Source organism: Paenibacillus amylolyticus, assembly GCF_036894225.1.
Taxonomy (GTDB): domain Bacteria; phylum Bacillota; class Bacilli; order Paenibacillales; family Paenibacillaceae; genus Paenibacillus; species Paenibacillus amylolyticus.
The window spans coordinates 3,106,282-3,130,058 of record NZ_CP145892.1 but is presented as its reverse complement, the minus strand read 5'-3'; the positions used below and the strand labels follow the sequence as shown (position 1 = coordinate 3,130,058).

The following is a 23,777-nucleotide window of genomic DNA, read 5'->3' as shown; positions in this document are numbered from 1 at the left end:
TGCTCCTATTCCTTGACTGCTCCGAGCATCATTCCCGAGATAAAGTATCTCTGAACGATGGGATAGATCAGCACGATAGGTAGTGTCGTAATGACAATGGTGGCTAGCTGCACGCCTTTGGTCGTTGTTTCTATCACAGCCGAACCCCCGACATTTTGCATGGATTGTGTCTGGGACTGAACTATAATCTCATACAACATCATCTGAAGTGGATACAGTGACTGATCGGTAATGTATAACTTGGTTGTCATGAAGTCGTTCCATTGCCCCACCCCATTAAATAGCGCAATCGTAGCCATGGCAGGCATGGAGAGTGGAATGAAGATTTTCAGGAAAATATGCCAATCGCCTGCGCCGTCAATCTTGGCCGATTCTTCCAGAGAATCCGGGACATTCCGGAAGAAATTCATCAGAATCACGACATCATAGAAGCTGAATAACGCCGGGATAATGTACACCCAGAAGCTGTTAAGCAGGCCAAGTGATTTGATTAACAGATACGTCGGGATCATACCGCCTGAGAAGAACATTGTAATAACACCCATGGCAACGTATAATTTACGGCCTCTTATGTACTTTTTGCTCAGACCGTAACCAACCATGGCACAGAAGAACACATGTGTAACAACGCCGATCGTTGTTTTGGACACCGATATGAAGAAGGCCTGCCAGATGCCCTGATCATTGAATACAGCTCTGTAATTCTCCAGCGAGAATTCCGGTGACCAGAAGATGAACCCACCTTCCGCCAACGCTTTGCCTGAGCTAAAGGAAGAGATGATGACATTCCAGAGCGGAACCAGAATAACGATCGTACAGATGATTAACAAAATCATATTTAAGGTATCAAAGATCCGACTATCGAGATCTTCTTTTGCCACCTTTCCATTCACGCGGGATGCCTCCTTCTACAACACAGATTGATTATCGTTTAATTTGCTTGTGATTTTGTTTGCCGTGACGAGCAGAATGACAGAGATGATGGACACACCCAAGCCAACGGCCGTTGCATATGAAAAGTCACCCTGAGACATCCCCATACGATAGACGTACGAATTGATGACTTCCGCTTTGTCGCGGTTCTGGGAGTTCATGAGAACCAGGGTCTGATCCAGATTCGACCCTAATAAACCGCTTACAGTTAAAATCAGATTTAAGCTTATGATTGATTTCATATTAGGCAATGTGATATTCCAGATCTGTCTAAGACGGCTTGCACCATCAATTTTGGCCGCTTCATAATACGTAGGATCAATCTTTGCCATGATCGCCAGATACAGAATCGTTCCCCAACCTGCTTCTTTCCAAATATCCGATAACGTTGCAATCCACCAATACTTTCCTGCATCCAGCAAGATGTTCTGCGGTTGCGAGATCACTCCCAGGCTAAGTAACAACTGATTAAATAAGCCCGTTGTCGAAAACCAGGTGATCAGCATTCCCCCAAGTACGATCCAAGACAAAAAGTGAGGTAAATATGAAACCGTTTGCACAAACTTCTTGAAGCGTCCGCTGTTTAACTCGTAGATCATGATTGCGAGAATGATGGGAATGACAAACCCGATACCTAATTTCAAAAAACTGATCCCCAGCGTATTCACGACCGCATCCCAGAAGTATTTGTCTGACAAAATGATTCTGAAATTATCCAGCCCTACCCAAGGAGCGGTAGCCAGCGTATCAATGACCGTGTAATTTTTGAAGGCAATCGTCAACCCGTAGATTGGGATATAACAGAAAATAATCATAAAAATAATGCCCGGGATAATCATCGACTGAATCTCCCATTGTCTTCGATATTCCACTATGAATTCTTTAATCCGTTGTCCGATGGGTTTCTTCCCATTGGGACTGATCGCATTTTTACCGGTTGAAGTCTCTACGGCTAATTTATCCACGTTTTTTTACTCCCCTCCATCATGCATACATGTTTATAAAAACGTTTTTATTTTTCGACATAAAAAACCCCTTTGTTTATATTTATGTAAAAAAAGACCGGAGAAGAAGCTGAGTCAACTTATGTACGGTAGTCTTTCCGGTCGATCTTCACATGGCTTGAACCTCTAACCACCAGCTCACCCGCCAATTTTTGCGCAGCCCCTTGTTCTTTCTCCTTAATCATACCCACCAGTTGATTGATTGCCAGGATACCCTGTCTTGCAATTTGATTTCTTACCGTTGTAAGCGGTGGAGAAAAATACTGTGCGATATCAATATCGTCAAAACCCACGACACTAACATCTTGAGGCACTTCAAAGCCCTCAGACTTCAACGCATGCATACAGCCAATTGCACTCAAGTCATTCCCTGCAAGAAATGCATCAGGCCGCTTGCCGGGGTGCAAATGAAGAAAAGATTTTATCGCACTATACGTGCTCTCCTCCTCAAAATACCCTTGTATAATGTAATCTTCATCGATTGGAAGCTGGTATTCATGCAAGGCAGCCAAATAGCCGTCTCTACGCTGCACACTGTCAAACATCGTGTCCACACCCGAAATATAAGCAATTTTCTTGTGCCCCAGCCCAATTAAATACTTGGTTGCTTCATAAGCAGCCACATACGAGTCAAAAATGACACTTCCCATCGTATCACTCTGATAGACCCGATCCAGAAAAACCGCCTTGATCTTGTCTTTCTCCATGGCGATAATATCTTGCTCATCGATCCGAAGCTCTTCGTAGATAATGACACCATCCACCCGCCGACCCAGAATATTACTCATAATAACGTGTTTATCCTTGGTCACAAATACATTCAGCCCGTACCCAAGACGATCACATTCGCGAGACATCGACTCGACCAGCTTATAGAAATACGGACCTGATACACTTGTGGTGAAAAAACCGAGCATTTTGGTTTGACCGGACTTCAACAGCTTGCCATTCAGATTGGGCACATAATTTAAACGCTCTGCCACCTTAAGAACATGTGATTTTGTCTCCGGGTTCAAGACATCCACACCATTCAAGGCGTTGGAGACAGTAGATATGGATACGCCCGCTTCCCTTGCTACATCTTTAATCGTTATCTTAGCCATAAGTTTTGTTCCTTTACTATAAAAACGTTTTTATAATGTTTAAATTATCATAAAACCGTTTTCATGGCAACACTTTAATTTGTAAGTTCAGGCATGATGCACTTTATTCATAGCTATACGCCACTGCTGGCGCAAAAAACGGCTCATGTATGAGCCGCCGTTCGTGAAGCTTTAGCTTTCTTATTACTCATCCTGGATATACATGGAGTAAATCTGTTGCAGCTGCTCTTCCAGACGTTCCAAGCGAACAAAACGATCCGCTCGAATATATTCCTTCTGCTCCACAAGCATGATCATTGTTGGAACGGTAAAAATAAGAAACTTGGACGCAACCTCTTCCACTTCATTAGCATTAATGTGACCCAGGTATACCGATGGATAAGGTTCAAGCAACGCCCTAATCTTGGGGAGTAAAGCGTGACATACACTGCACTCTGGACGAGATACATACAAAAAAACCAATTCATGTTGTTGAATAACTTCTTCAACCATTTCTATGGATGTTAACTCATGAATATCTTTCATAGAAACTCAACCCTTTCGATCATTCAATAGCTTGCTCATTTAAACTTTTTCTTTTCAAGTATAGCCTATATGCGTTAGAATCAAATGGAATATATCCCCATATGAAAGAGGTTATGGTATGAAAAAATCATTCTTATTTCTGTTCACTACCCTGGTTGTTGTTACTTCCTTCTCGGCGTATACACCTGTGTCGAATGCCTCAGGCGATATTGGAGTCAGCTTATTGTCCGATCGTCAGCAAGGTACAGTAAAGTAGAACTTGTACAGAAAGTAATAGGCGACAATTCGGATAACATCTGAATTAGTCGCCTGCTTTCATTTATTCTTATTGATTTTTATTTCCAATCTCTCTTCCGAAGATAAGATTCGAATACAAAAGTTCCAAACGGCAGTAGACCGGCGAGTCCACCCATCAGCCAGCGTGTTATCTTCCACTTTTTGACCAGAGACAAATGCACTAGTGCAATAAGATACAAAGGAAATAAAATACCATGAATCATGCCCATTACGGCTACAGCGGAAGAGATATCTGCAAAATATTTCAGAGGCATAGCAATAAAAATCAACAGAAGTAAGGATACGCCCTCCCATATGCCCGCAATTCTGAATCGGCCTGTCACTGTCTTCATAAAGTCCATTCTCACCTTTCCCGCTAATCGTTTGTGAAATATGTAACTTGTAACATGATACAAAAACCTCACGCCACATCTCTGTACAAATATGTCGTTCTGAAGCTCATATTCAGTATAACGTATGACTCCGATTTGAAGATGCTTCAAATTTGAATAATTATTGAATCCATAAAATCAGATTCCAACATCAGTCTTATGGATTCAAGTCGTCTCACGCTCAATCAGCTGGTATGTCAGCTGTTCGGTCTGCAACTCCATTTTACCCAATACGGCCCACAATTGATGGAAAGCCTGGGTAGCTTGCTCCGCAATCGGATTGTGTATGGTCGTGATTCCAAGAACACGGGAAAGCTCGATATCATCAAACCCCACAATGGCGAGTTGTTCCGGTACCTGAATATTCCGTCTGCGTGCTTCACTAAGAATGCCGATGGCTGCATAATCATTTGAACATAATACGGCCTGTGGAAGTTCTGGCCCCTCAGCCATTCTTCGCATTGCTTCTTCGCCATCGGAGGAGCTAAATACGGAATATTGATATGCTTCAGTCCACACATGCAACCCTCTGCTCTTCATGAAAGATTCATAGGCTTCACGGCGGCTCTGGGTATTCAAACTTTCAGCCCTGCCAAATGCATTTGCAATTCGGGTGTATCCTCTCGAAACCAGATGCTCCAGAGCTAACTTATACCCTTCTGCCTGATCCATAGCAACAGACGGAATCTCGTCATTCCCCATTCGCTGCCAGGAGACAATCGGACCGTATTCCAAATACGCCTTTAATTTCCGAGGATCATTAACACAAGCAATAATAACTAGCCCATCGACTCGTTTACTGCGCAGATCTTCGAAAGCCTGCAATTCAATCTCCGGATCTCCACGGGATGTATAGATAATCGTCTGAAACCCAAAATCCATGGCTGTATCAATGAATTGATTCATGAATGTAAGAATGATCTCACCTGTGGTAGAGGTCACAATTCCAATCTGCTTTGTTTGCCCTGTAGATAACGATATCGCATTCCGGTTGGGAATATAATTCAACTGTTTCATAATATCCGTTATGATCTGTCTTGCTTCATCACTAACATGCGGAGAATGATTAATCACGCGTGACACCGTCGCTTTTGAGTAACCGGACCGCTTCATAATTTCATCAAACTTGGACATCGGAGACTCCCTTCTTGCTAACGAACTATAGAATAATAGTATGCATCAAATCTGGGTCAAAAGTAAAACTTGACGTGTAACCCGTTACAACGTTTAAGCTTTTTTTATGTCATACATGAATCATCTTAATATCAATTTGATGAATGGAGCGATACACATGAGTAATCATACTTATCAATTCCCGGAAAATTTCCTGTGGGGTGGCGCAATTGCAGCCAACCAGGCTGAAGGTGCATACAATCAAGGCGGCAAAGGATTATCTACTCAGGATGTAGCTCCCAAAGGCATCATGGGTCCAATCACGGAAGAACCCACTGAAGATAACATGAAACTGATCGGTATCGATCTGTATCATCGCTACAAGGAAGATGTGAAACTGTTTGCCGAGATGGGCTTCAAGGTATTCCGTACTTCCATCGCCTGGTCCCGGATTTTCCCAAAAGGGGACGAGCTGGAACCAAATGAAGAAGGTCTTCAATTCTACGATGATCTGTTTGACGAGTGTCACAAATACGGGATCGAACCACTCGTTACGCTATCCCACTATGAGACACCTCTTCACTTGTCCAAAGAATACGACGGCTGGGTTAACCGAAAAATGGTTGGATTCTATGAGCGTTATGTAACTGCCGTATTTAAACGTTATAAGAATAAAGTGAAATACTGGCTTACCTTTAACGAAATCAATTCGATTCTTGAAGCACCCTTCATGAGCGGTGGTATCTACACGCCTAAGGAGAAGCTTAGCAAGCAAGATCTGTATCAAGCGATCCATCATGAGTTTGTAGCCAGTGCTTCCGCTGTGAAGCTCTGTCATGAGATCATTCCTACGGCACAGATTGGTTGTATGATGCTCAGTATGCCGACCTACCCGCTGACACCAAATCCAGACGATATGATTAAAGTCATGGAATTCGAACATAGCAACTATTTCTTCGGCGATGTACACGTAAGAGGTCGCTACCCTGGTTATATGAAACGTTACTTCCGTGAAAATGGAATCGAGATTCAGATGGAAGCTGGCGACGAAGAAATGTTACTGAATACAGTAGACTTTATCTCTTTCAGTTATTACATGAGTATCTGTCAGACAGCAGACCCGGAGAAACAAATCGCAGGTGAAGGTAACCTGCTTGGGGGTGTACCTAACCCTTATCTGCCAGCAAGTGAATGGGGATGGCAGATTGACCCGCAAGGATTGCGTTATGTGCTTAACATGTTCTATGACCGTTATCAAAAACCACTGTTTATTGTAGAAAATGGTCTTGGTGCTGTTGATGAATTGATCACGGGTGCGGACGGCGAGAAAACAGTTGAAGATGACTACCGCATCCAGTATCTGAATGATCATCTGGTTCAGGTTGGTGAAGCTATTGAAGATGGCGTTGAAGTTATGGGTTATACATCATGGGGTTGTATTGATGTTGTCAGTGCGTCTTCTGCCCAGTTGAAAAAACGTTATGGCTATATCTATGTGGATCGTCATGACGATGGATCAGGAACACTCGAACGTTATCGCAAGAAATCCTTCCATTGGTACAAAGAAGTGATCAGCAGTAACGGGAAAAGTTTGCAGCGTTAAGGTTTTTTAAGCAAATGTAACAGATACATTCTTCTATCCCCCAGACATATCACATGAAAAAGTGTCGGTTATACGATACCTTGACATGTTTTCTGTCTGGGATTTTTTTTAAAAAAGAAACACCCGATGATACACATCGGGCATTCTCAATAGCGACTATCACGTTGTTCACTATTTATTCTTCACTAGATGTTATTCACTAGGTCCCTGCTGTACTTTGTTTTGTCTTCTTCCGTTATCTTGCGAAGGACCCTGCAAGGATTACCCGCAGCAATCACACCAGAAGGTATACTTTTGGTCACTACGCTCCCTGCGCCGATGATCGTATTATCTCCAATCGTCACACCGGCAAGAACTGTCACACCGCCACCGATCCACACATTATTGCCCACCGTGATGGGTCCAACGATCTCCAGACCTTCATTGCGCTGCTCAACATCATAAGGGTGACCTGCTGTATAAAATCCGCAATTGGGAGCAACAAAAACGTTATCTCCAAAACTGATTTTGCCTCCATCCAGCATGACAATATTATGATTGCTATAGAAGTTCTCACCAATTTCAATATTATAGCCGTAATCACATACAAATGGCTGTTCAATCAGGAAACGATCCGTCGTTTTCCCCAGCAGTTTCTTGATTAACGCTTCTCTTTCATTGATCTTGGCTGGATGAAGCTGGTTATAATCGTAACAAAGTCCTTTGGCATGTAAACGCTCTTCAATTAACTCTTGATCATAATTGGCGTTATACAAGAGCCCTAATTGAGATTTCTCTTTTTCAGTCATCATTTCGTAAGCACTTCCCATCTTCTATCTAAAATAAGTTAAAGCTCAATCTCTCTAATAATTCTAGCAGGATTACCGCCCACAATCATATTATCCGGAACATCCTTTGTAACCACAGACCCGGAAGCAATGACCACATTATCTCCAATGGTAACCCCCGGATTAATAACGGCTCTGCCACCAATCCATACATTATTGCCAATCGTGACTGGCTTGCCATATTCTGCACCCGTATTGCGCTCATGCGGATGGAGTGGATGAGTAGCCGTATAGATATGTACATCTGGTCCCATTAAGCAATGGTCTCCAATACGCACTTCACACACATCTAATATCGTACAGTTAAAATTGCTATAAAAATGATTGCCTACATGAATGTTATATCCATAATCCACATGAATATTAGGTTCCATGCCCAGGTGTTCACCTGTAGATCCCAACAGTTCTTTCAATAACTTGGTGCGAAGCTCACCGTCCTTTTCCGTCGTTTGATTGAACGTCCGCGTCATTTTCCTTGCATACTCTCTGTCCTCAGACAATTGAAGATCCGAAGCCATGTACAGCTCGCCATCCAGCATTTTTTGTTTTTCCGTCTTCGTAGTCATGATCACCGCTCCCTCAATACACATCATGTAATTAAACATTAAGTAATACTTTTAAAAACTCTTTTAATTATATAGATTAGTATGAATAAAGCAAGTTTTGCTCGATATGAAAATGGTTAATTTCACTGACGCATACCCTAGCGTATCAACAATAAAAAAACCTCTACACCCATTAGACTATGGGAATGCAGAGGTTCAAGCTTTTGTCCAATTTCTTTATTCTAAGCAACCGCCTGAACGGTTTTTTCCTTAACGCTAATGGCATAGATGGCAGACACCAAACCAAGCAGTATCAGAACAGAACCAACCCATCCAGTATTTAGAATCGATGAGTGATCGATCACCATGCCGCCGATATAGGTACCCAGTGCAATACCTGCATGGGCAATACCTGAGTTGGTGCTGATTAGCGTTTCGGCTGTTTCCGGCGAAGTTTTGATAATGAGACTATTCTGCACAGGCGTAACGGTCCAGCTCAGTGCACTCCAGATGCTTAACAATAACAAGAAGGCGATCAAAGGCAATCCCACACTGAACGGAATGACAGCCATACTCACGATAAAGGGAATCAGCACAATGATAATGGCTTTAGCAGGATGCAGACGATCGGATAACATGCCACCGATGCCTCCACCTGCAACAGCGGCGATTCCAAACATCATATAGATAAAGGTGACCATCGTCGCACTGGCACCCAGCGTTTCTTGCAAGAATGGCGTGAAATACGCATATAAAGTCAAATGACCCGCAAGCACAAGCAAAGTTGTAGCATGGATTGCCAACATTTTTGGATTCCACAGAGCCGTAAGCTGTTTCTTCAGGGATACAGCAGGAATAGGCTGCACACGATCCATCGCAATCCAGATGGCCACCATAACCACTGCTGTGAGAATAGCGATCAACATAAACACCTCACGCCAGCCTGCCAAGTTACCTACAAAGATTCCAAGAGGTACACCCAGGATAAGTGATGCACTACCTCCCATGGTAATGATGCCGACGGCGCGTCCTTTATACTGTGGTTCCACAATGCGAGCTGCAAGGGTCAGGGAGAGCACAAAAATAAGTGAGCCCGTGGCGGCTCCGAGCGCTCTGCCCGCCATCAGCATATAAAAACTGGAACTAAATGCAGAGATCAGATTACTGATCAGAAAAACAAACAGCGTACACATATATACCTTTTTACGCTCGAATCTGGCCGTCATATTTAATAAAATCGGTGCAGACAACGCATAGACAAGTGAGAAAATAGAGATTAAATACCCCGCTTTGGCCAGGGAAAGATGAAGATCCGTAGCAATCAGGTCCAGAATTCCGCCCAAGATCAGTTCAACGGTTCCGACCACAAATGCTGCGATAGCGAGCACATATACTTTCTTATTCATTTTTGAATCCTCCTCAAAAAGTTACAACTACGATAGTAACCCATAAGAATGAAAGTTTCAATAGTTATTTTCATGATTGTTTTCAAACAAAGATATAACAAAAAAACTATCCTCCGAGAGAATAGTTTTAATAGATCAACCTGGTGAGCAGTTTCTCGATTTCAGCATCCTGTAACAGTTGGTCACCGTATTTTTTGGTAATCTGAGTAAGGGCAACATCATGGTAGAAATAATCAGTCATCGCTTTGACAATCGGTTTGGACATCGTCTTGATCGCTCGCCATGAATCGTGCTCCACACCGGCAAACAGCAAATACGCATGATCCACAATAAGCAGCTGTGAAGGTTCTGGCGCATCAAGCAATGGAATCAACGAGTATATCCGGTTTAAGGATGTCTCCATTCCCCCAACGGCAAGCACTTCAACGTACACGCCCTGCTTTTCCTTCTGCTCCAGCAGTTCACGATATTTCTCCATTCGCTCATTCCAGGCCAGAAAAAGAATCGATGAATCTGCTTCCTCGATAAGCTGTTCGATATTCGATGCGATGGAAGACTCATCTTTTAACGTCCAGATATGTTCATCGGTGAATGTACGTTTGATTTTGTAACTCTTCAATTCCTCAATATCTTTCTCAAAATCAGCTTTAATCTTATGAATAATGGACTGAAGATCCACAGCCATATATAGTTTTTTCTTCCCATCCATCGTTGTCAGCACCGTTCCCTTGTCGATCAGGCGATTGAGCACTTCATAGATTTTGGCTTTGGGAACGTTGGAGTAATTTACAATCGATGTGGCATCAAGCGGTTCATCCTGGGCAAATATAGCCTCGTATACCTGACTTTCATATTGTGTAAACCCGAATTTCTGCAACATGGTTTGGATCGGCGCATCCCTTCTTAGTGTGTCTGGTCTATCTAGTTTAGACGCATGAACTTCCCATGTCCAGTTTATCCCACGTGGCTATGTCCGATCCCAAAAGCGCTGCTGGGTCATCGCTTGAATGAATTGCTCTGCAAACGCCGCAGGCTGCTGTTCCACAATGACGCCAGGTTTGCCTATAATGCCGACCGGCTGGATCACCGCTGCACCCGTCGGTGTAGCACCGATCGGTTTGAAATGATTGTACGTTTCGATCGCATAGGATCGGGTGTATTTCTGAACATAATCGTTTTCCTGCTGTCCTCCAACAATGAACAGACCATCATATACCAAGGGTGAGCCGGTCAAAAAGCTGTCGTCCACCTTGAGCTCCACATTCCCTGTTCCACGTACCACACCCTGTCTTTCATGTACAATGACCGGTTGAAGTCCCGCTCCCTTAAGCTCTTCCAAAATGTATTGTGTGCTCGGGCCATCGAACCCTTCCCCAACAATCACTCCGACACGCAATGTCTTGGGAGAAAACACCGTATTTTCCATGCTGAGCGCAGGTGACGACTTCGTCACTGGAGATTCAGGGTCGTTAGGTACATTGACTCCGAGTTCCACGGCCAGAATAGTCGCCAGCTCCGTGCTGATATGACCTAACATATTGACAACCTGCTGACGAATGGAAACATCCTTTACCTTCCCAAGTTCAAACGTGAGTGCTTGAATAATATGGCTTCTCTCCAAGCCTGTCATGCTATTCCAGAATAGACGTGCTTGCGAGAAATGATCCAGGAAGCTGGGTGCCGTTTTCCGTTCTTTAAGACCTTGCACTGGGGAAGGATATGTCACAAATCCCCCTTTTGTTCCCGGCACAGTATAAGGTGAGTTATTGGCAAGCGAATTGTCATGATAGGCGACTCTCCCCTGATCAATGGTATAGCGAGAGGCTCCATCTCTCTGGTTGTTATGTACAGGGCATATCGGACGATTGATCGGCAGTTCCTGATAATTTGTGCCAACCCTCGCCAATTGAGTATCCGTGTACGAAAACAGTCGCCCTTGAAGCAACGGATCATTGCTAAAATCAATGCCACGTACGATGTTCCCTGGATGGAAAGCAACTTGTTCCGTTTCAGCAAATACATTTTCGACATTGCGGTTAATCGTCATTTTGCCAATGATTCGCACCGGAATGTCTTCTTCAGGCCATAATTTCGTTGCATCCAAAATATCAAAATCAAACTTGAATTCATCCGCTTCCTCCAAAACTTGTATTCCGAGTTCAAACTCGGCAAAATTGCCCGCATTGATGTTCTCCCAAAGATCCCTGCGATGAAAGTCCGGATCAGCACCTCCTAGCTTTTGAGCTTCATCCCACACAAAAGAATGCATGCCAAGTACGGGCCTCCAATGGAATTTCACGAATCTGGATTTGCCTTCATTGTTCACCAGTCGGAAGGTATGTACTCCAAATCCCTGCATCATTCGAAAACTCCGTGGTATCGTGCGATCCGACATAATCCACATGACCATAGCAGCCGACTCCTGGTTATTCGCAATGAAATCCCAGAAGGTGTCGTGTGCAGTAGAGCCCTGTGGAATTTCATTGTTAGGTTCCGGCTTTACCGCATGAATCAAATCCGGGAACTTAACTCCGTCCTGAATGAAAAAAACAGGTATATTGTTGCCAACCAAGTCAAAATTGCCTTCCTCAGTATAAAACTTCACGGCGAACCCACGTACATCCCGATTCGTCTCGTTAACCCCTTTGGAACCAGCAACTTCGGAAAAACGCACAAACAGCGGTGTTTTCACTCCTGGATTCTGAAGAAAATGAGCCATCGTTAACTCTTCAAGTGATTCATATAACTCAAATTCACCGTAAGCTCCATATCCGCGAGCATGCACAACTCTCTCCGGAATGCGTTCCCGGTCAAAGTGAGACAATTTCTCACGCATCAGAAAATCTTCAAGCAGCGTGGGTCCGCGATCCCCCGCTTTTAGCGAGTTGCTGTCATCTGATATTTTAACCCCTTCGTTGGAAGACATCTCTTTCCCGTTATTGTCCCGAAGAAAGGTGTTTCTTTGCTCAATCTTTTTATTCTCATCCATAGGTTCCTTGCTCATCCCAATCACCTCCAGAATATATGTATGGGATTGAAAATGCATTTATGAGTATCTGTTATACCTATGAATTGTTGTGAATTCCACAGGCACTAGATATAAATGGAAGGTGTTAACCCCATTTATTGCTCATGACGTCTTTTGTCTAGCACCTTCTACATCACATTGTCATTTACTATAAAGAATCTAATAGAAAAGAGATGATTAGTATGGCTCGTGTCAATGCTGTTCCGCAACCGGATCTGGTATTAATCTATTGGTCAAGAAATCCCCTCGTCCCTGGTTCTGCGCGCAGAATCCAAAGTGTACGTGTGATTGGCAATACGTCTCCATGTACATTCACACTGGTTCCCGGTGCACGGCTAATCAATGCACTGAACTGTTTGCTGGACAATGATATTGGATTCAAAGTGGTCTACCGCCATAAAACGTCAGCAATCAGTGGCGTTCTGTTATTAAAACGCAGATAATCAGACCCAAAGAAATGGTGCCTTCCTTTAGGAGAGCACCATTTTTTCGTTCTTTGATCATCAATGGACAGATTTCGAACGCCAAAAAACCGCGATATACGCGGTCTCTTGTTCACGATATGAATTTAATTCAGAATATCCATCACCAATACATTCACTGAATGAGCTGTTAAGTTAACGACCACCGATGTATCCGACAGTGTAATCTCCTGTTCTTGGGGAACCACTTTCTCATCATTCTTCTGATTCACATTCGGAATATGCACCAAATGATCCTCTCCAGTAAGTGTGATCAGTCTGGCTGAAGCATCCACCTTCAGATCCTGAAGGCAAATCCGGGTTGATTTATCTACACCATCTGCATTCACCAGTTTCACATACACATGCCCTGCGTCCTTCGTAACAGAGTGGAATACTTCCCGGTTGTATGCTTCCAGCTTGTAATCCAGAACCTTGCTGGTATTACGTCCGTCTGTATAGGAGCAAACCAGATTTTTTCCTGTATCTCCACCATAGTTAACCGTAATTGTATAATCGGTTCCATTCTCGAGTAGTTCATAGTTGGCCGCTCTCAGGTTACCTGCTGCCGAACTGGATGAATAGTCTCCCAGTGTATAACCCTCAATCCCTTGTTTGTACACCTTCACGCCTGTTGCGTTCCCCCCGTAACTGATTGCGTACTCAATGACATCCTTGTTCTCGGGCGAGATATCCGTCAGTCCCACGCCGATGTAAAAACCATCCTCACCTGAAATTCTTTCAGCCTCAACGTGAACTTGGTAGTTGGTCCATTCGTCATTCAGCAGATACAATCCATTCAATCCACTTGATTGTGCCTTCAAAATGAGTCCTTTTCCTGCGGTTAACGCATATCCTTCCGATCCGGGAATCTGTCTCCATGCCTCACTAGGCTCTGTACGTTCCCTGAAATCTTCATCAAACATCAAACTGCTATCCACATTGGACGTCACTGTAACTCGTTTCACCACGATGTCTGCATGACCCGTTGCAATCTCGATACCTCCACGAGGAATGAGATTCAACGGTTTGCCTTTGCTATAGGTGGAGAATGAAGTCTCAAGCACCTGATCCCCTACATATTTTGCAAAAAGTTGCTGTACATAGTAATTCGGTGTATACCACACGGTTTCATCATCAAACCAGATGCAGTCTGGCGTCCAGCGGTAAGTACCGTCCGTTAGTACTTTGTTGAACAATGGCGCATAGGCAGCCAAACGAACAACGTCTGCATTATTTTCAAATCCTGTCATGATCGCAGCTTCTGCGACCGCACCTGCCAGCGTGTTTTTGTCCGTGGAAGCATATTCTCCCACAAATACTTTGGATGTTTCTTTCCAATCGATACTTCCGTCTTCAAGATAAGCCCGGTCATAGTAGTTGTAGCGATCTACGTTATTCAGCAAATATTCATTGGATCGGTAGTAGTGCTCATCTGCAATAGTGTCCATGTAATTGTCCTGATTCTCATACCAGGTTACCGTCTCCTCAATCACCTCAGCACCATCTGCAAAAGCAACCTGAGCTGACCCGGTGAGGTTCCCACTGAGGAATTTCCATCCTTCTTGGTACGCATCATCATCCGCCTGAGCTCCAACCGTCGAGATAATGTGCAGCTCATGATCAGGATAGTTCTGTTTCATGTACTCATCTATCGAACGTTTGAATACTTCGAAGTTGGCAAAAAATTCAGTGCCCCAGTTCTCATTTCCTACGCCCAGATAACGAAGATCAAACGGTTCAGGATGTCCCATCTCGCTTCGTACCGCTGCCCATTCGTTGTGTTCAAAGTCTGTACTGAGCGCAAAGTCAATCAGATCTGTAAAGTTGCGGATATAATAATCTCTTAAAGCGCCACCCGCAGGGTGAGCATAGTCCGAGCGTGCCTGACACAACACACCGCAAGCCATGACTGGAACTGGAGCGGCATTCAGATCTTCCGCCAGTTGGAAGTACTCCATATAACCAAGCCCCATCGTCATCATGTAACCCCAGACATTATAATTCTCTTTGCGGAGCTCAACCGGACCCACAGAATCCTTCCAGTCATATACGTTATCCCAGATAAAAGATCCCTCCGAGATACATCCTCCCGGAAAACGCAGGAACTTCGGATGCAGATCTGCGAGTGCCTGGATTAGATCTTTTCTCAATCGATAGTTCGGGTTACCTGTGTAGTTAGCATGTGCCGTAGCCGATATTCCCTCTTCTGTCGGATCAGCTCCCCATACATTCTGAGGGACTAGGGACACCATATCGATGGAGATGTCACCTGCAAACGTAAGTGCCAGTTGACCAAGTACAGTCTCCGTTCCGATCAGAGACAAACCGTATTTCTTCCATGTGTTCCCGCCTTCAACATGCAGTGTTACCGAATCACTGATGGAAGTGTCACTTCCATACTGCAATTGAACAGTGATCGTTCCTGCCAATTCTGCTTTTGCCCATACGGTAAAGTCATATGATTCACCCTGCTTGATGGACATGGCACAATGCTGGTTGGAGTCTGAGAATCCACGATTCCAAATCGTAGCCCCATCCTGAACCGTTACATAATAAGCATTTACTTCAGGGTCTTCCACGTTAAAGTGAACGTTTAGTCCATCCGTATGCTGTACGAGCATTTTCTCCGTATCGCCTGACCAGGCGAACAAAGGCTCACGATTTCGACCTGTCGAACAACCACACTCTCCAGAGTCATGCGAGTACGTATCAAATGCAAAAGATTCAAATGATCGATTCTGAACAAGCTCTGCATAGATTCCGCCATCTGCCGCGTTGTTAATATCCTCGTAAAAAAGTCCATACATGACTTCACTGATATCAGCCACCTTCTGATCTCCATGGATGGTGACGGTATAGGGAGCTACATGTGCTGGCACAACAGACACGTCAAAGCTTCGGCTCAGCTTACGATCACCTCTGTTCAGAAGCGCACGGAGCGTAACCTCTTGTGCTGATGTGATCACCTGAACCTCTCCGTTCTCAGACAGAACTTCTGGAGCACTGGAGCTCCATTCAACAGACACTTTACCACCCAGCAAGTCTGCGGGTAATGATACATTCTTGGTGATGATTCGGTTGGGGAAGGACAAGTACTTGTCCGCCGCAAGCTTCACAATCGCTTCATCTGTCAGTGATTCACACATCACTTCAATGACTTCATCCATGGTGAGCGCTGCCCCATAGATCCGAAAGTCGGATAACGAACCTGCAAAGTCCACATCCGCTGCATACTGGGAACGTCCAATATAATTCTGGCTATAATTCTCAGGATCGGTGAACGAATCAAACCATTCGTGCAATTTGGCATAATTGCCACTGGATGTCTGACTGATCGAACCGTCTGCCGCCTTCTCCCCATTCACATATACAATCGGACCCGCACTGCTCAACGTTCCCCCTTGGCTACCTGCCACGGAGAGCGCAATATGCAGCCATTCTCCACTTGCAACTCCTCCACTTGGGTGGACAACCAGATTATCGCCGGCATATAACGTTCCCAAGAGCTGACGTGTCAGAAACAAATACGGCCCCTTCTCCCCTTTGCCAAAGTCAAAAATGCGTTCCCACACATTAGACCCCTTGCCCAGAAACACCCAAGTGGCAATCGTGATTCCCGTGTTATCGCTTACATCACGAAGCAGATTCGAGGGTAATTGCAGATAAGAAGTTCCATTCGCTCCCCCGTTGAAAGTCACCGCCGTTCTGCCTTTCAACTCGGATATCACAGGCGGGATCTCGCCTTTGGCTATACCATCATGGCCCTTACCGGAGCTGTCCTTCCCGATCTGAACGGTATCTTCAAACGTGTATTGTGCAATTAATTGATTTTGATATGTGCTCATGTTCTTACCTCCTATGTAGTTGGGAATTGTCGGTTCACGCTTTTAATTCGTATTAATATAAAATGATTGATAAATATTTAAATACATTTCTTAAACGTAATAATATCGCATCATCGCTCTCCATTTCAATCCTAAATTTGAGAAAGACAACTGGTTTATTTGAATGTAATGACCTTTATCGGCTCTTCCCGTCTCTTATTTATTTTTCATTTTACTCTTATAAACATTAGATTTATGGTTTACAAACATATAAATCAATTGATAATATAACAAATGAAAGCGCTTGATATAATGAAATACTCAAAGGAGGTCTGCCGAACCTTTTATCGTGTGTTGCCAAGTATCGGTTGATTTTTCATTCCGGGAAATAGGAAAGGGGAAACGTATGAAACGTTATTGGGTTCGCGTACTTAACATTTCTGTACTAAGCACCACTTTACTTACTGCAACAACTTTGGCACCGGTCTCGGTGTTCGCAAATGGTTCAGGGGAAACCGTGGGTAACTCGCAGAGTTCCACCACACCTATCGCTAATCCTGCTCCAACATTTAAAAATGTTTCCGTTCATGACCCTTCTGTCATTAAGGTGGATGATACGTTTTATATTTTTGGTTCACATCTGCAAGTGGCTAAGTCCAAAGACTTTTTGAACTGGGATCTGGTCGCCTCCGGCGTTACAGATAACAACCCTGTTGTCCCCAATGTAACCAAGGAATTCGCTGAAGCGCTGGAATGGGCGCAGACAGATACGTTATGGGCAGCAGATGTCATTCAATTGGCGGACGGCAAATTTTATATGTACTACAATGCTTGTAAAGGGGACTCTCCGCGATCAGCGCTCGGCATTGCTGTCGCAGACAATATCGAAGGCCCTTATAAGGATCAAGGCATTCTGTTGAAATCCGGCATGTGGGATCAGATTAGTGAGGATGGTACCATTTACGATGCAACGATTCATCCCAATGTGGTTGATCCGGATGTCTTTTATGATAAAAACGGCAAGTTATGGATGGTGTATGGCTCGTATTCCGGAGGGATTTTTATTCTGGAGATGGATGCAACGACAGGTAAACCACTGCCGAATCAAGGTTATGGCAAAAAGCTGACCGGAGGCAATCATAGTCGTATTGAAGCCCCTTATATGCTCTACAGTCCCGAAACCGATTATTATTATCTGTACCTGTCTTACGGTGGACTAGGTGCTGATGGAGGATACAACATTCGTGTTGCTCGCTCCCAAACACCGGATGGACCTTTCCTCGATGCGGAAGGAAACGATATGATCAACGTTAAAGCGGACAAGGATAAACCGTTGTTTGATGATCGTTCTATTGAGCCTTTTGGAGTCAAATTGATGGGGAACTTCCTGTTCGAGAGACAGATCGGTGATCCGGGCACAGGCCTAGGTAGCGGCTATGTATCGCCAGGGCATAACTCTGCTTATGTTGATCCGGAGACTGGCAAACAATTTCTCATCTTCCATACCCGCTTTCCAGGGCGTGGTGAAGAGCATGAAGTTCGCGTGCATGAGATGCATATGAATGCAGATGGTTGGCCCGTTGTTTCTCCATATCGCTATGCGGCTTTGGGAGAAGTTACCACGCAGCTGACAACTCAGGAGATCGCTGGTCAGTACCAATGGGTGAATCATGGTAAGGACATCACGGCGGACATCAAGCCATCCCAGACCGTTCAGTTCACGGCAGATGGGCAGATTCATGGTACCGTGACAGGAACATGGAGTCTTGGCGCAGACAACAAGGTTCAGATCACATCGAATAACGTTGAGTACAAAGGCGTTTTCACACATGAATGGAATTCGGAATCTCAAAGTACGGTTCTGACCTTTAGCGCGCTCTCATCCTCCGGAATTGCCATCTGGGGAAGTCAAAGTGTTGAACGGAGTGATCAGGACATTGTAGATGCGGTGAAAAAGGACCTGAGCATTAGCAGTACGGATCATGTGTTCTTCAACCTATCTCTGCCTACCAAGGGAACAAGTGATGCAGAGATTACGTGGAAAAGCTCCAATGCTTCGGTTCTATCCACTACAGGTGTAGTACAGCGACCTCGCGCCGGTAAGGGAGATGCCAAAGTGAAATTAACCGCAACGATTCGTAAAGGAACTGCGGTAAGCTCCAAAACGTTTAACGTTATCATTCCACAGCAAGCGGTAAGCCCATTGCTCGGGGAGTATACTTTTGAACACAAGAAAATTGGCAAAGTCGCACAGGATTACAGTAAAAACGGATATCACGGACAAGCCTTTAACGTGATCAGTTCTGCTGCTAGTGGCAAAAATCAGGCTGCTACATTCAATGGGACAGACAGTTACATTCAGTTACCTGGACTCATTACAGATACAACGGATTTCACGTTTAGCGCCTGGGTCAATTGGGACGGTGGCGGATCCTGGCAGCGTATTTTCGACTTTGGAAATGGTTTGACAAGGCATATGTTCCTTACTCCCTCCCAACATAATGGGGCATTACAATTCACCATTCATAATGAGGGACGGGATCAGAGCCTGATTGCAGCAAATCCGCTGCCTTCCAAAGAGTGGGTTCATGTCGCTGTAACCCTTCAGGGTGATGTGGGTACTCTGTATGTGAATGGTACATCGGTTGCAAGCAACTCTGAGATTACTTTTAACCCGAAAGATCTGCAGGTAACGGAAGCTTATGTAGGCAAGAGTCGTTATACGTCTGATCCGTTCTACAAAGGCAGTCTGGATAACGTAAGAGTGTATGATAAAGCATTAACAGCCAAGGAAATACAGCGTCAGGCTAAAGAAAAGCCATAAGTTAGAGTCCTATCATAGGCGTTGGACTCCATAGCGAACAAACCTATAAAGCAGCCAATGTTTTGAACTGAACCCTTTGTGAGACACGACACGACTAACGAGGGAGTTGCAGTTCATTACATCAGGCTGCTTTATTGTCATTCCTTTCATGTATGCATTTATTCGTTCATCGTTCGTTACATTCACAGATGGATCTTTGCATCTCACTTCGAATAATGAATGACCATGTTGAATTTGTTCGTCTTAGCACCGGAGTTAACGTAGGCGTGAGGCTTGTCCGCTCCAAAACGGATCGACTCCCCTGAACTCACCGTATAATCTTCCGCCCCTACTCTAATCGTAACTTCACCTTCAAAGACCGTAATAAACTCTTCCGTACCTTCGATATGCGGTTCAGCTTTCAACTCAGACTTGGGGTCCATCTCCATCATATATATTTCAAAGCGGCGTCCTTCTTCAAAAGGAAAATGCGGATAAATCCGAACCCTTCCCTCATCCTCCATCAATACTTGAATATCATCCCCCGTTACAACGGTTGTATCTGACTTCGGCTCGTGAATCAAAGCAGTAAAGGAAGTTTTCAGGCCATTAGCAATCTTCCATACGGTTGCAATGGATGGATTGGATTCACCACGTTCAATCTGACCAAGCATGGTCTTGCTAATACCAGACATTTCGGCGACCTTGTCCAGACTGAGTTTTCTTTGTTCCCTAAGCTGTTTCAGGTTCTGAGCAAGAATACTGTTAATGTTTTTCAAAAATCCATCCTCCTCATTTCATAATTTTGTTGTGCTATATAACGTACATGTTGTACAATAATAAAGATCGTACGCTATAACGTACATTTGAGTTCATTATATCACACAACTAAGAAAACGTGGAGGAACCATGAACATTATACCTTTAGTGACCTATGCAATCATCGCTTCATTTACACCCGGACCCAACAACATCATTTCCATGACGCATGCCAGAAATCAGGGGTTCCTCAAGACCCTTCCGTTTATTAGTGGAGTTGCAACCGGCTGCCTGCTTATTTTGTTTCTGTCCAGTTATTTCAACCTTATTCTTCATCAATATATTCCCAGGATCGCACCCGTATTGAACGTGTTAGGGTGTGTGTATATGCTCTATCTGGCTCTCAAAATCATGCGAAGTAAACCTGCAGATTCGCAAGAAAACAAGGTTAATCATTATTCATTTCTATTTGGGTTCACCCTGCAATTCATCAATCCCAAAGTCATTCTGTATGGGCTTACTGCCATATCCGTTTTTGTTCTGCCTCTTGGGCAGTCCCATGTTCATTTAATTGTATTTTCCTTGCTGCTCACCTTCATCGGTATTAGTGCCAATATGACCTGGGCGTTCGGTGGCATGTTATTCCAGAGCTTTTTATTAAGATACGAGCGTCCTGTTAATATCGTCATGGGTATGTTGTTAATTTACAGTGCACTATCAATCCTGATGTAAAATGTAATAGAAAAAGCGTCCACTCATTCAATGAGCTGAACGCTTTTATTTTTTTATCCTAATTCCGGTCTCCACCATGGATGTGTAGGATAATCCTCCGTATGAAGCACAACCTTCTCGCCGATTTTGGGAGTTGCAATCTTAACATTCAAAGCATGTGCAGCCTTCGTAATCCGTTCGACTGGTTCATTCCAGGCATGATAGGCAAGCGTAAATGCGGCCCAATGAATCGGAATAAGCAACTTACCCCCTACATCCAAGTGTGCTTGCACTGTTTCTTCCGGCATCATGTGAATGTTGGACCAACGCTCGTCATATTGCCCACACTCCATCAAGGTCAGGTCAAATGGACCATATTTACTGCCAATTTCCTTGAAATGAGGACCGTATCCGCTGTCCCCACTAAAGAACACCTTCGTATGTTGTCCAGCGATAACCCACGAACACCATAAAGTAGAATTACGGTCGAATAATCCTCTGCCAGAGAAATGTCTTGCTGGCGTGCAAGCGAATGTTAAACCTTTGAACGATAACTCATCCCACCAGTTATGTTCGGTAATCTGTTCCGAAGGCACACCCAGTTGAATCAGACGACGACGTACCCCAAGCGGTACGATAAATCGCTTTGTTTTATCCTTCAATCTGCGAATGGAGTCATAATCCAGATGATCATAATGGTCATGCGATATAATGATTGCATCCAGCGTTGGGAAATCCTCCGGTTGAATCGGTAGATTGGTGCTGTATCGTTTGGTACCCACCCAGGATACGGGGGATGGACGATTGCCCAGCATCGGATCAAAGAGCAATCTGTGCCCTTCAATTTCGAGTAAAAAAGCCGAATGTCCGAACCATGTAACCTGTGGAATATCGGATGCACTGAAGGTTTCAGCAGATTCACATATCTCCATAGGCATTACGCCCACTGGCCTCCGCTCTACATTGCCACGCATTGAATCTCTCAATATACTGATCAGGGACTTGAAGTTCATGCCTGCCGATGTCGGGAGCTGATTTTCGTATTTTGTCATTATACATACCTTCTGTTCTATATAATCAATCTAGGTTCAACTTTTGATTAAGATATATTCAACTATATCAGTTGAACTACACATTAACACTAGAACGTAGAGGACAGAAATAACCTGAAGAAGCGGAGCGTTCGCCTTTATCACCAGATTTTCACCTTTATAAAAGTGAATCAAAAAAATCTGGGGATAACAGCGATCGGAAGGTTATTCTGTCATCGGAGCGAGCAGTGTAAATATTCTTTAGTTCAACTTATATCGTAGCTATATATTAATTCATTGGCCGTTGATATACAATTTTCACTAGAACACGCCCATTCCCCATGATCGGAAATAAACTCAATTAAGATAGAATTAAGACTCTGTTTTCTCTCCTATAAGATTGGGCATATATGATAGAGAAAATACATGGAGAGTATGTGAGAGAACATGAAGAAATGGCGTAAAAGATTAGTTAAGTTTTTGATATTTGACCTCGCGGTAATTCTGTTGCTTCTGGGTACAGGCGTGATCTACCAACAAGTGGGTTTAAGGCAGGATGCCAAAACACTCGTCCCCCCTGGTAAGTTGTACGAAGTCCATGGAGACAATATGCATCTATATACTGGTGGAGAAGGCGATGTAACAGTCGTACTCGCCTCTGGCTGGGGGACCGCTAATCCCTATGTAGATTATTATCCATTATATGAAAAGCTTGCTCCCAACACAAAATTCGCTGTATATGACCGATTTGGCTATGGATATAGCGATCAGACCGATAAGAAACGTGATGTCGATACCGTAGCTGAAGAATTACACGAGTTGTTGCAGGTATCTGGACAGAAGCCACCTTATGTATTAGTTGGACATTCGCTCGGCTCGCTGGAAACCATCCGTTTCGCACAAAAATACCCGGATCTCGTCAAGGGCATCGTCATGATTGATGGCGGAAGCCCCGAATATTATTCGAATGACGATGACTCTTTGGCAGACACAATTGGTGGTTTTGCGAATAAATTCCGTATCCAAACCGGACTATTCCGCCTCTCCATGCAATCTGACATGGTTGTCGAAACTTCTAATGCCAATCGTAATGAACTGAAACTTGTACCCGATGATCTGAAAAAAATGGATACAACTGCGCTGTTGCACAACTATGGTAATGTGAACACGTTGGATGAATTACGTGAAATAGCTGCCAATGCCAAAGTGGTTGTAGATCACAAGCAAACCTTACCGTTTCCACTCACCATACTGACGGCTGATTACCTTGGTGCAAGTGAACCCGAATGGGATAAATCACAATTAGAATTCAAATCTTGGTCAGATGATTCTAAACAGGTAACCATTAAAGATACCGATCATTACATCCATCAATATCGCCCGGACCTCGTTGCGGAAGAGATATTGGCCCTGGTGAAGAAGTAACGTAC

Annotated in this window: 20 protein-coding genes; 6 read left to right on the top strand and 14 right to left on the bottom strand. The window is 44.1% G+C overall.

From position 1 onward, the window contains the following. Positions 1-5: 5 nt before the first annotated feature. From V6668_RS14040 to V6668_RS14025, 4 genes are all read right to left on the bottom strand, one after another. Positions 6-893 carry a carbohydrate ABC transporter permease gene (locus V6668_RS14040; RefSeq protein WP_017688674.1) on the bottom strand — a complete coding sequence of 296 codons (888 nt, stop codon included), beginning with the start codon at positions 891-893 and terminating at the stop codon, positions 6-8. Positions 894-908: 15 nt separating this feature from the next. After that, positions 909-1,898 (bottom strand): ABC transporter permease, encoded by a 990-nt coding sequence (locus V6668_RS14035; protein WP_338708732.1) that lies wholly within the window; start codon positions 1,896-1,898, stop codon positions 909-911. Between the two features lie 119 nt (positions 1,899-2,017). Then, positions 2,018-3,040, bottom strand: a complete 1,023-nt coding sequence (locus tag V6668_RS14030) for a LacI family DNA-binding transcriptional regulator (RefSeq protein ID WP_017688676.1) — start codon at positions 3,038-3,040, stop codon at positions 2,018-2,020. A 183-nt stretch (positions 3,041-3,223) separates the two neighbouring features. After that, positions 3,224-3,565, bottom strand: a complete 342-nt coding sequence (locus V6668_RS14025) for a thioredoxin family protein (RefSeq protein ID WP_338708731.1) — start codon at positions 3,563-3,565, stop codon at positions 3,224-3,226. A gap of 118 nt (positions 3,566-3,683) precedes the next feature. On the opposite strand from V6668_RS14025, the gene V6668_RS14020 reads away from it, so the two are divergent. After that, positions 3,684-3,821, top strand: coding sequence for a hypothetical protein (locus tag V6668_RS14020; protein WP_179086465.1), 138 nt, complete (start codon positions 3,684-3,686; stop codon positions 3,819-3,821). A 79-nt stretch (positions 3,822-3,900) separates the two neighbouring features. On the opposite strand, the gene V6668_RS14015 is transcribed toward V6668_RS14020, so the two are convergent. Next, positions 3,901-4,194, bottom strand: a complete 294-nt coding sequence (locus tag V6668_RS14015; RefSeq protein ID WP_338708730.1) for a DUF3817 domain-containing protein — start codon at positions 4,192-4,194, stop codon at positions 3,901-3,903. Between the two features lie 204 nt (positions 4,195-4,398). Beyond that, positions 4,399-5,367 carry a LacI family DNA-binding transcriptional regulator gene (locus V6668_RS14010; protein WP_338708729.1) on the bottom strand — a complete coding sequence of 323 codons (969 nt, stop codon included), beginning with the start codon at positions 5,365-5,367 and terminating at the stop codon, positions 4,399-4,401. Positions 5,368-5,524: 157 nt separating this feature from the next. Between V6668_RS14010 and V6668_RS14005 the strand changes: the two genes are divergently transcribed. Beyond that, positions 5,525-6,949 (top strand): glycoside hydrolase family 1 protein, encoded by a 1,425-nt coding sequence (locus V6668_RS14005; protein ID WP_338708728.1) that lies wholly within the window; start codon positions 5,525-5,527, stop codon positions 6,947-6,949. Between the two features lie 185 nt (positions 6,950-7,134). Here the strand turns inward: V6668_RS14005 and V6668_RS14000 are convergent, their stop codons facing one another. The 5 genes from V6668_RS14000 to V6668_RS13980 all read right to left on the bottom strand — a co-directional run bounded on the left by V6668_RS14000 (position 7,135) and on the right by V6668_RS13980 (position 12,731). Further along, entirely contained in the window at positions 7,135-7,737 is a 603-nt protein-coding gene (locus tag V6668_RS14000; RefSeq protein WP_338708946.1) for a sugar O-acetyltransferase, read from the bottom strand. Between the two features lie 38 nt (positions 7,738-7,775). Beyond that, complete coding sequence (locus V6668_RS13995) at positions 7,776-8,342, bottom strand: sugar O-acetyltransferase (RefSeq protein ID WP_338708727.1); 567 nt, start codon at positions 8,340-8,342, stop codon at positions 7,776-7,778. A gap of 221 nt (positions 8,343-8,563) precedes the next feature. Then, positions 8,564-9,727 carry an MFS transporter gene (locus V6668_RS13990; protein ID WP_036608348.1) on the bottom strand — a complete coding sequence of 388 codons (1,164 nt, stop codon included), beginning with the start codon at positions 9,725-9,727 and terminating at the stop codon, positions 8,564-8,566. Between the two features lie 127 nt (positions 9,728-9,854). Next, entirely contained in the window at positions 9,855-10,607 is a 753-nt protein-coding gene (locus V6668_RS13985) for a TrmB family transcriptional regulator (RefSeq protein WP_036670754.1), read from the bottom strand. An 87-nt stretch (positions 10,608-10,694) separates the two neighbouring features. Beyond that, positions 10,695-12,731 (bottom strand): catalase, encoded by a 2,037-nt coding sequence (locus V6668_RS13980; RefSeq protein ID WP_422395259.1) that lies wholly within the window; start codon positions 12,729-12,731, stop codon positions 10,695-10,697. A 206-nt stretch (positions 12,732-12,937) separates the two neighbouring features. Here V6668_RS13980 and V6668_RS13975 point away from each other — a divergent pair, with 206 nt between their 5' ends. After that, positions 12,938-13,198: a hypothetical protein gene (locus tag V6668_RS13975; protein ID WP_074094912.1), complete on the top strand. Its 261-nt coding sequence runs from the start codon at positions 12,938-12,940 to the stop codon at positions 13,196-13,198. A gap of 125 nt (positions 13,199-13,323) precedes the next feature. Here V6668_RS13975 and V6668_RS13970 read toward each other — a convergent pair whose 3' ends face one another. Beyond that, positions 13,324-17,064, bottom strand: a complete 3,741-nt coding sequence (locus V6668_RS13970; protein WP_338708726.1) for an alpha-L-arabinofuranosidase C-terminal domain-containing protein — start codon at positions 17,062-17,064, stop codon at positions 13,324-13,326. Positions 17,065-17,449: 385 nt separating this feature from the next. On the opposite strand from V6668_RS13970, the gene V6668_RS13965 reads away from it, so the two are divergent. After that, positions 17,450-19,867: a family 43 glycosylhydrolase gene (locus V6668_RS13965; protein ID WP_338708725.1), complete on the top strand. Its 2,418-nt coding sequence runs from the start codon at positions 17,450-17,452 to the stop codon at positions 19,865-19,867. A 203-nt stretch (positions 19,868-20,070) separates the two neighbouring features. Here V6668_RS13965 and V6668_RS13960 read toward each other — a convergent pair whose 3' ends face one another. Beyond that, positions 20,071-20,625, bottom strand: a complete 555-nt coding sequence (locus V6668_RS13960; RefSeq protein WP_036608360.1) for a helix-turn-helix domain-containing protein — start codon at positions 20,623-20,625, stop codon at positions 20,071-20,073. Positions 20,626-20,755: 130 nt separating this feature from the next. On the opposite strand from V6668_RS13960, the gene V6668_RS13955 reads away from it, so the two are divergent. After that, positions 20,756-21,337, top strand: coding sequence for a LysE family transporter (locus tag V6668_RS13955; RefSeq protein ID WP_338708724.1), 582 nt, complete (start codon positions 20,756-20,758; stop codon positions 21,335-21,337). Positions 21,338-21,390: 53 nt separating this feature from the next. On the opposite strand, the gene V6668_RS13950 is transcribed toward V6668_RS13955, so the two are convergent. After that, positions 21,391-22,368, bottom strand: coding sequence for an MBL fold metallo-hydrolase (locus tag V6668_RS13950; RefSeq protein WP_338708723.1), 978 nt, complete (start codon positions 22,366-22,368; stop codon positions 21,391-21,393). Positions 22,369-22,794: 426 nt separating this feature from the next. Between V6668_RS13950 and V6668_RS13945 the strand changes: the two genes are divergently transcribed. Then, the gene (locus V6668_RS13945; RefSeq protein ID WP_338708722.1) at positions 22,795-23,772 is read left to right on the top strand and encodes an alpha/beta hydrolase; all 978 of its coding nucleotides are present in this window, start codon (positions 22,795-22,797) and stop codon (positions 23,770-23,772) included. The last annotated feature ends 5 nt before the right edge of the window (positions 23,773-23,777 follow it).

Coding starts and splice junctions, on each gene's coding strand:
- V6668_RS14025 (WP_338708731.1), bottom strand. CDS start 3,565: ATGAAAGATATTCATGAGTTAACATCCATAGAAATGGTTGAAGAAGTT.
- V6668_RS13945 (WP_338708722.1), top strand. CDS start 22,795: ATGAAGAAATGGCGTAAAAGATTAGTTAAGTTTTTGATATTTGACCTC.
- V6668_RS13950 (WP_338708723.1), bottom strand. CDS start 22,368: ATGACAAAATACGAAAATCAGCTCCCGACATCGGCAGGCATGAACTTC.
- V6668_RS14000 (WP_338708946.1), bottom strand. CDS start 7,737: ATGACTGAAAAAGAGAAATCTCAATTAGGGCTCTTGTATAACGCCAAT.
- V6668_RS13980 (WP_422395259.1), bottom strand. CDS start 12,731: ATGAGCAAGGAACCTATGGATGAGAATAAAAAGATTGAGCAAAGAAAC.
- V6668_RS14010 (WP_338708729.1), bottom strand. CDS start 5,367: ATGTCCAAGTTTGATGAAATTATGAAGCGGTCCGGTTACTCAAAAGCG.
- V6668_RS13990 (WP_036608348.1), bottom strand. CDS start 9,727: ATGAATAAGAAAGTATATGTGCTCGCTATCGCAGCATTTGTGGTCGGA.
- V6668_RS13995 (WP_338708727.1), bottom strand. CDS start 8,342: ATGACTACGAAGACGGAAAAACAAAAAATGCTGGATGGCGAGCTGTAC.
- V6668_RS14015 (WP_338708730.1), bottom strand. CDS start 4,194: ATGAAGACAGTGACAGGCCGATTCAGAATTGCGGGCATATGGGAGGGC.
- V6668_RS14030 (WP_017688676.1), bottom strand. CDS start 3,040: ATGGCTAAGATAACGATTAAAGATGTAGCAAGGGAAGCGGGCGTATCC.
- V6668_RS13970 (WP_338708726.1), bottom strand. CDS start 17,064: ATGAGCACATATCAAAATCAATTAATTGCACAATACACGTTTGAAGAT.
- V6668_RS14005 (WP_338708728.1), top strand. CDS start 5,525: ATGAGTAATCATACTTATCAATTCCCGGAAAATTTCCTGTGGGGTGGC.
- V6668_RS14020 (WP_179086465.1), top strand. CDS start 3,684: ATGAAAAAATCATTCTTATTTCTGTTCACTACCCTGGTTGTTGTTACT.
- V6668_RS13965 (WP_338708725.1), top strand. CDS start 17,450: ATGAAACGTTATTGGGTTCGCGTACTTAACATTTCTGTACTAAGCACC.
- V6668_RS13955 (WP_338708724.1), top strand. CDS start 20,756: ATGAACATTATACCTTTAGTGACCTATGCAATCATCGCTTCATTTACA.
- V6668_RS13985 (WP_036670754.1), bottom strand. CDS start 10,607: ATGTTGCAGAAATTCGGGTTTACACAATATGAAAGTCAGGTATACGAG.
- V6668_RS13975 (WP_074094912.1), top strand. CDS start 12,938: ATGGCTCGTGTCAATGCTGTTCCGCAACCGGATCTGGTATTAATCTAT.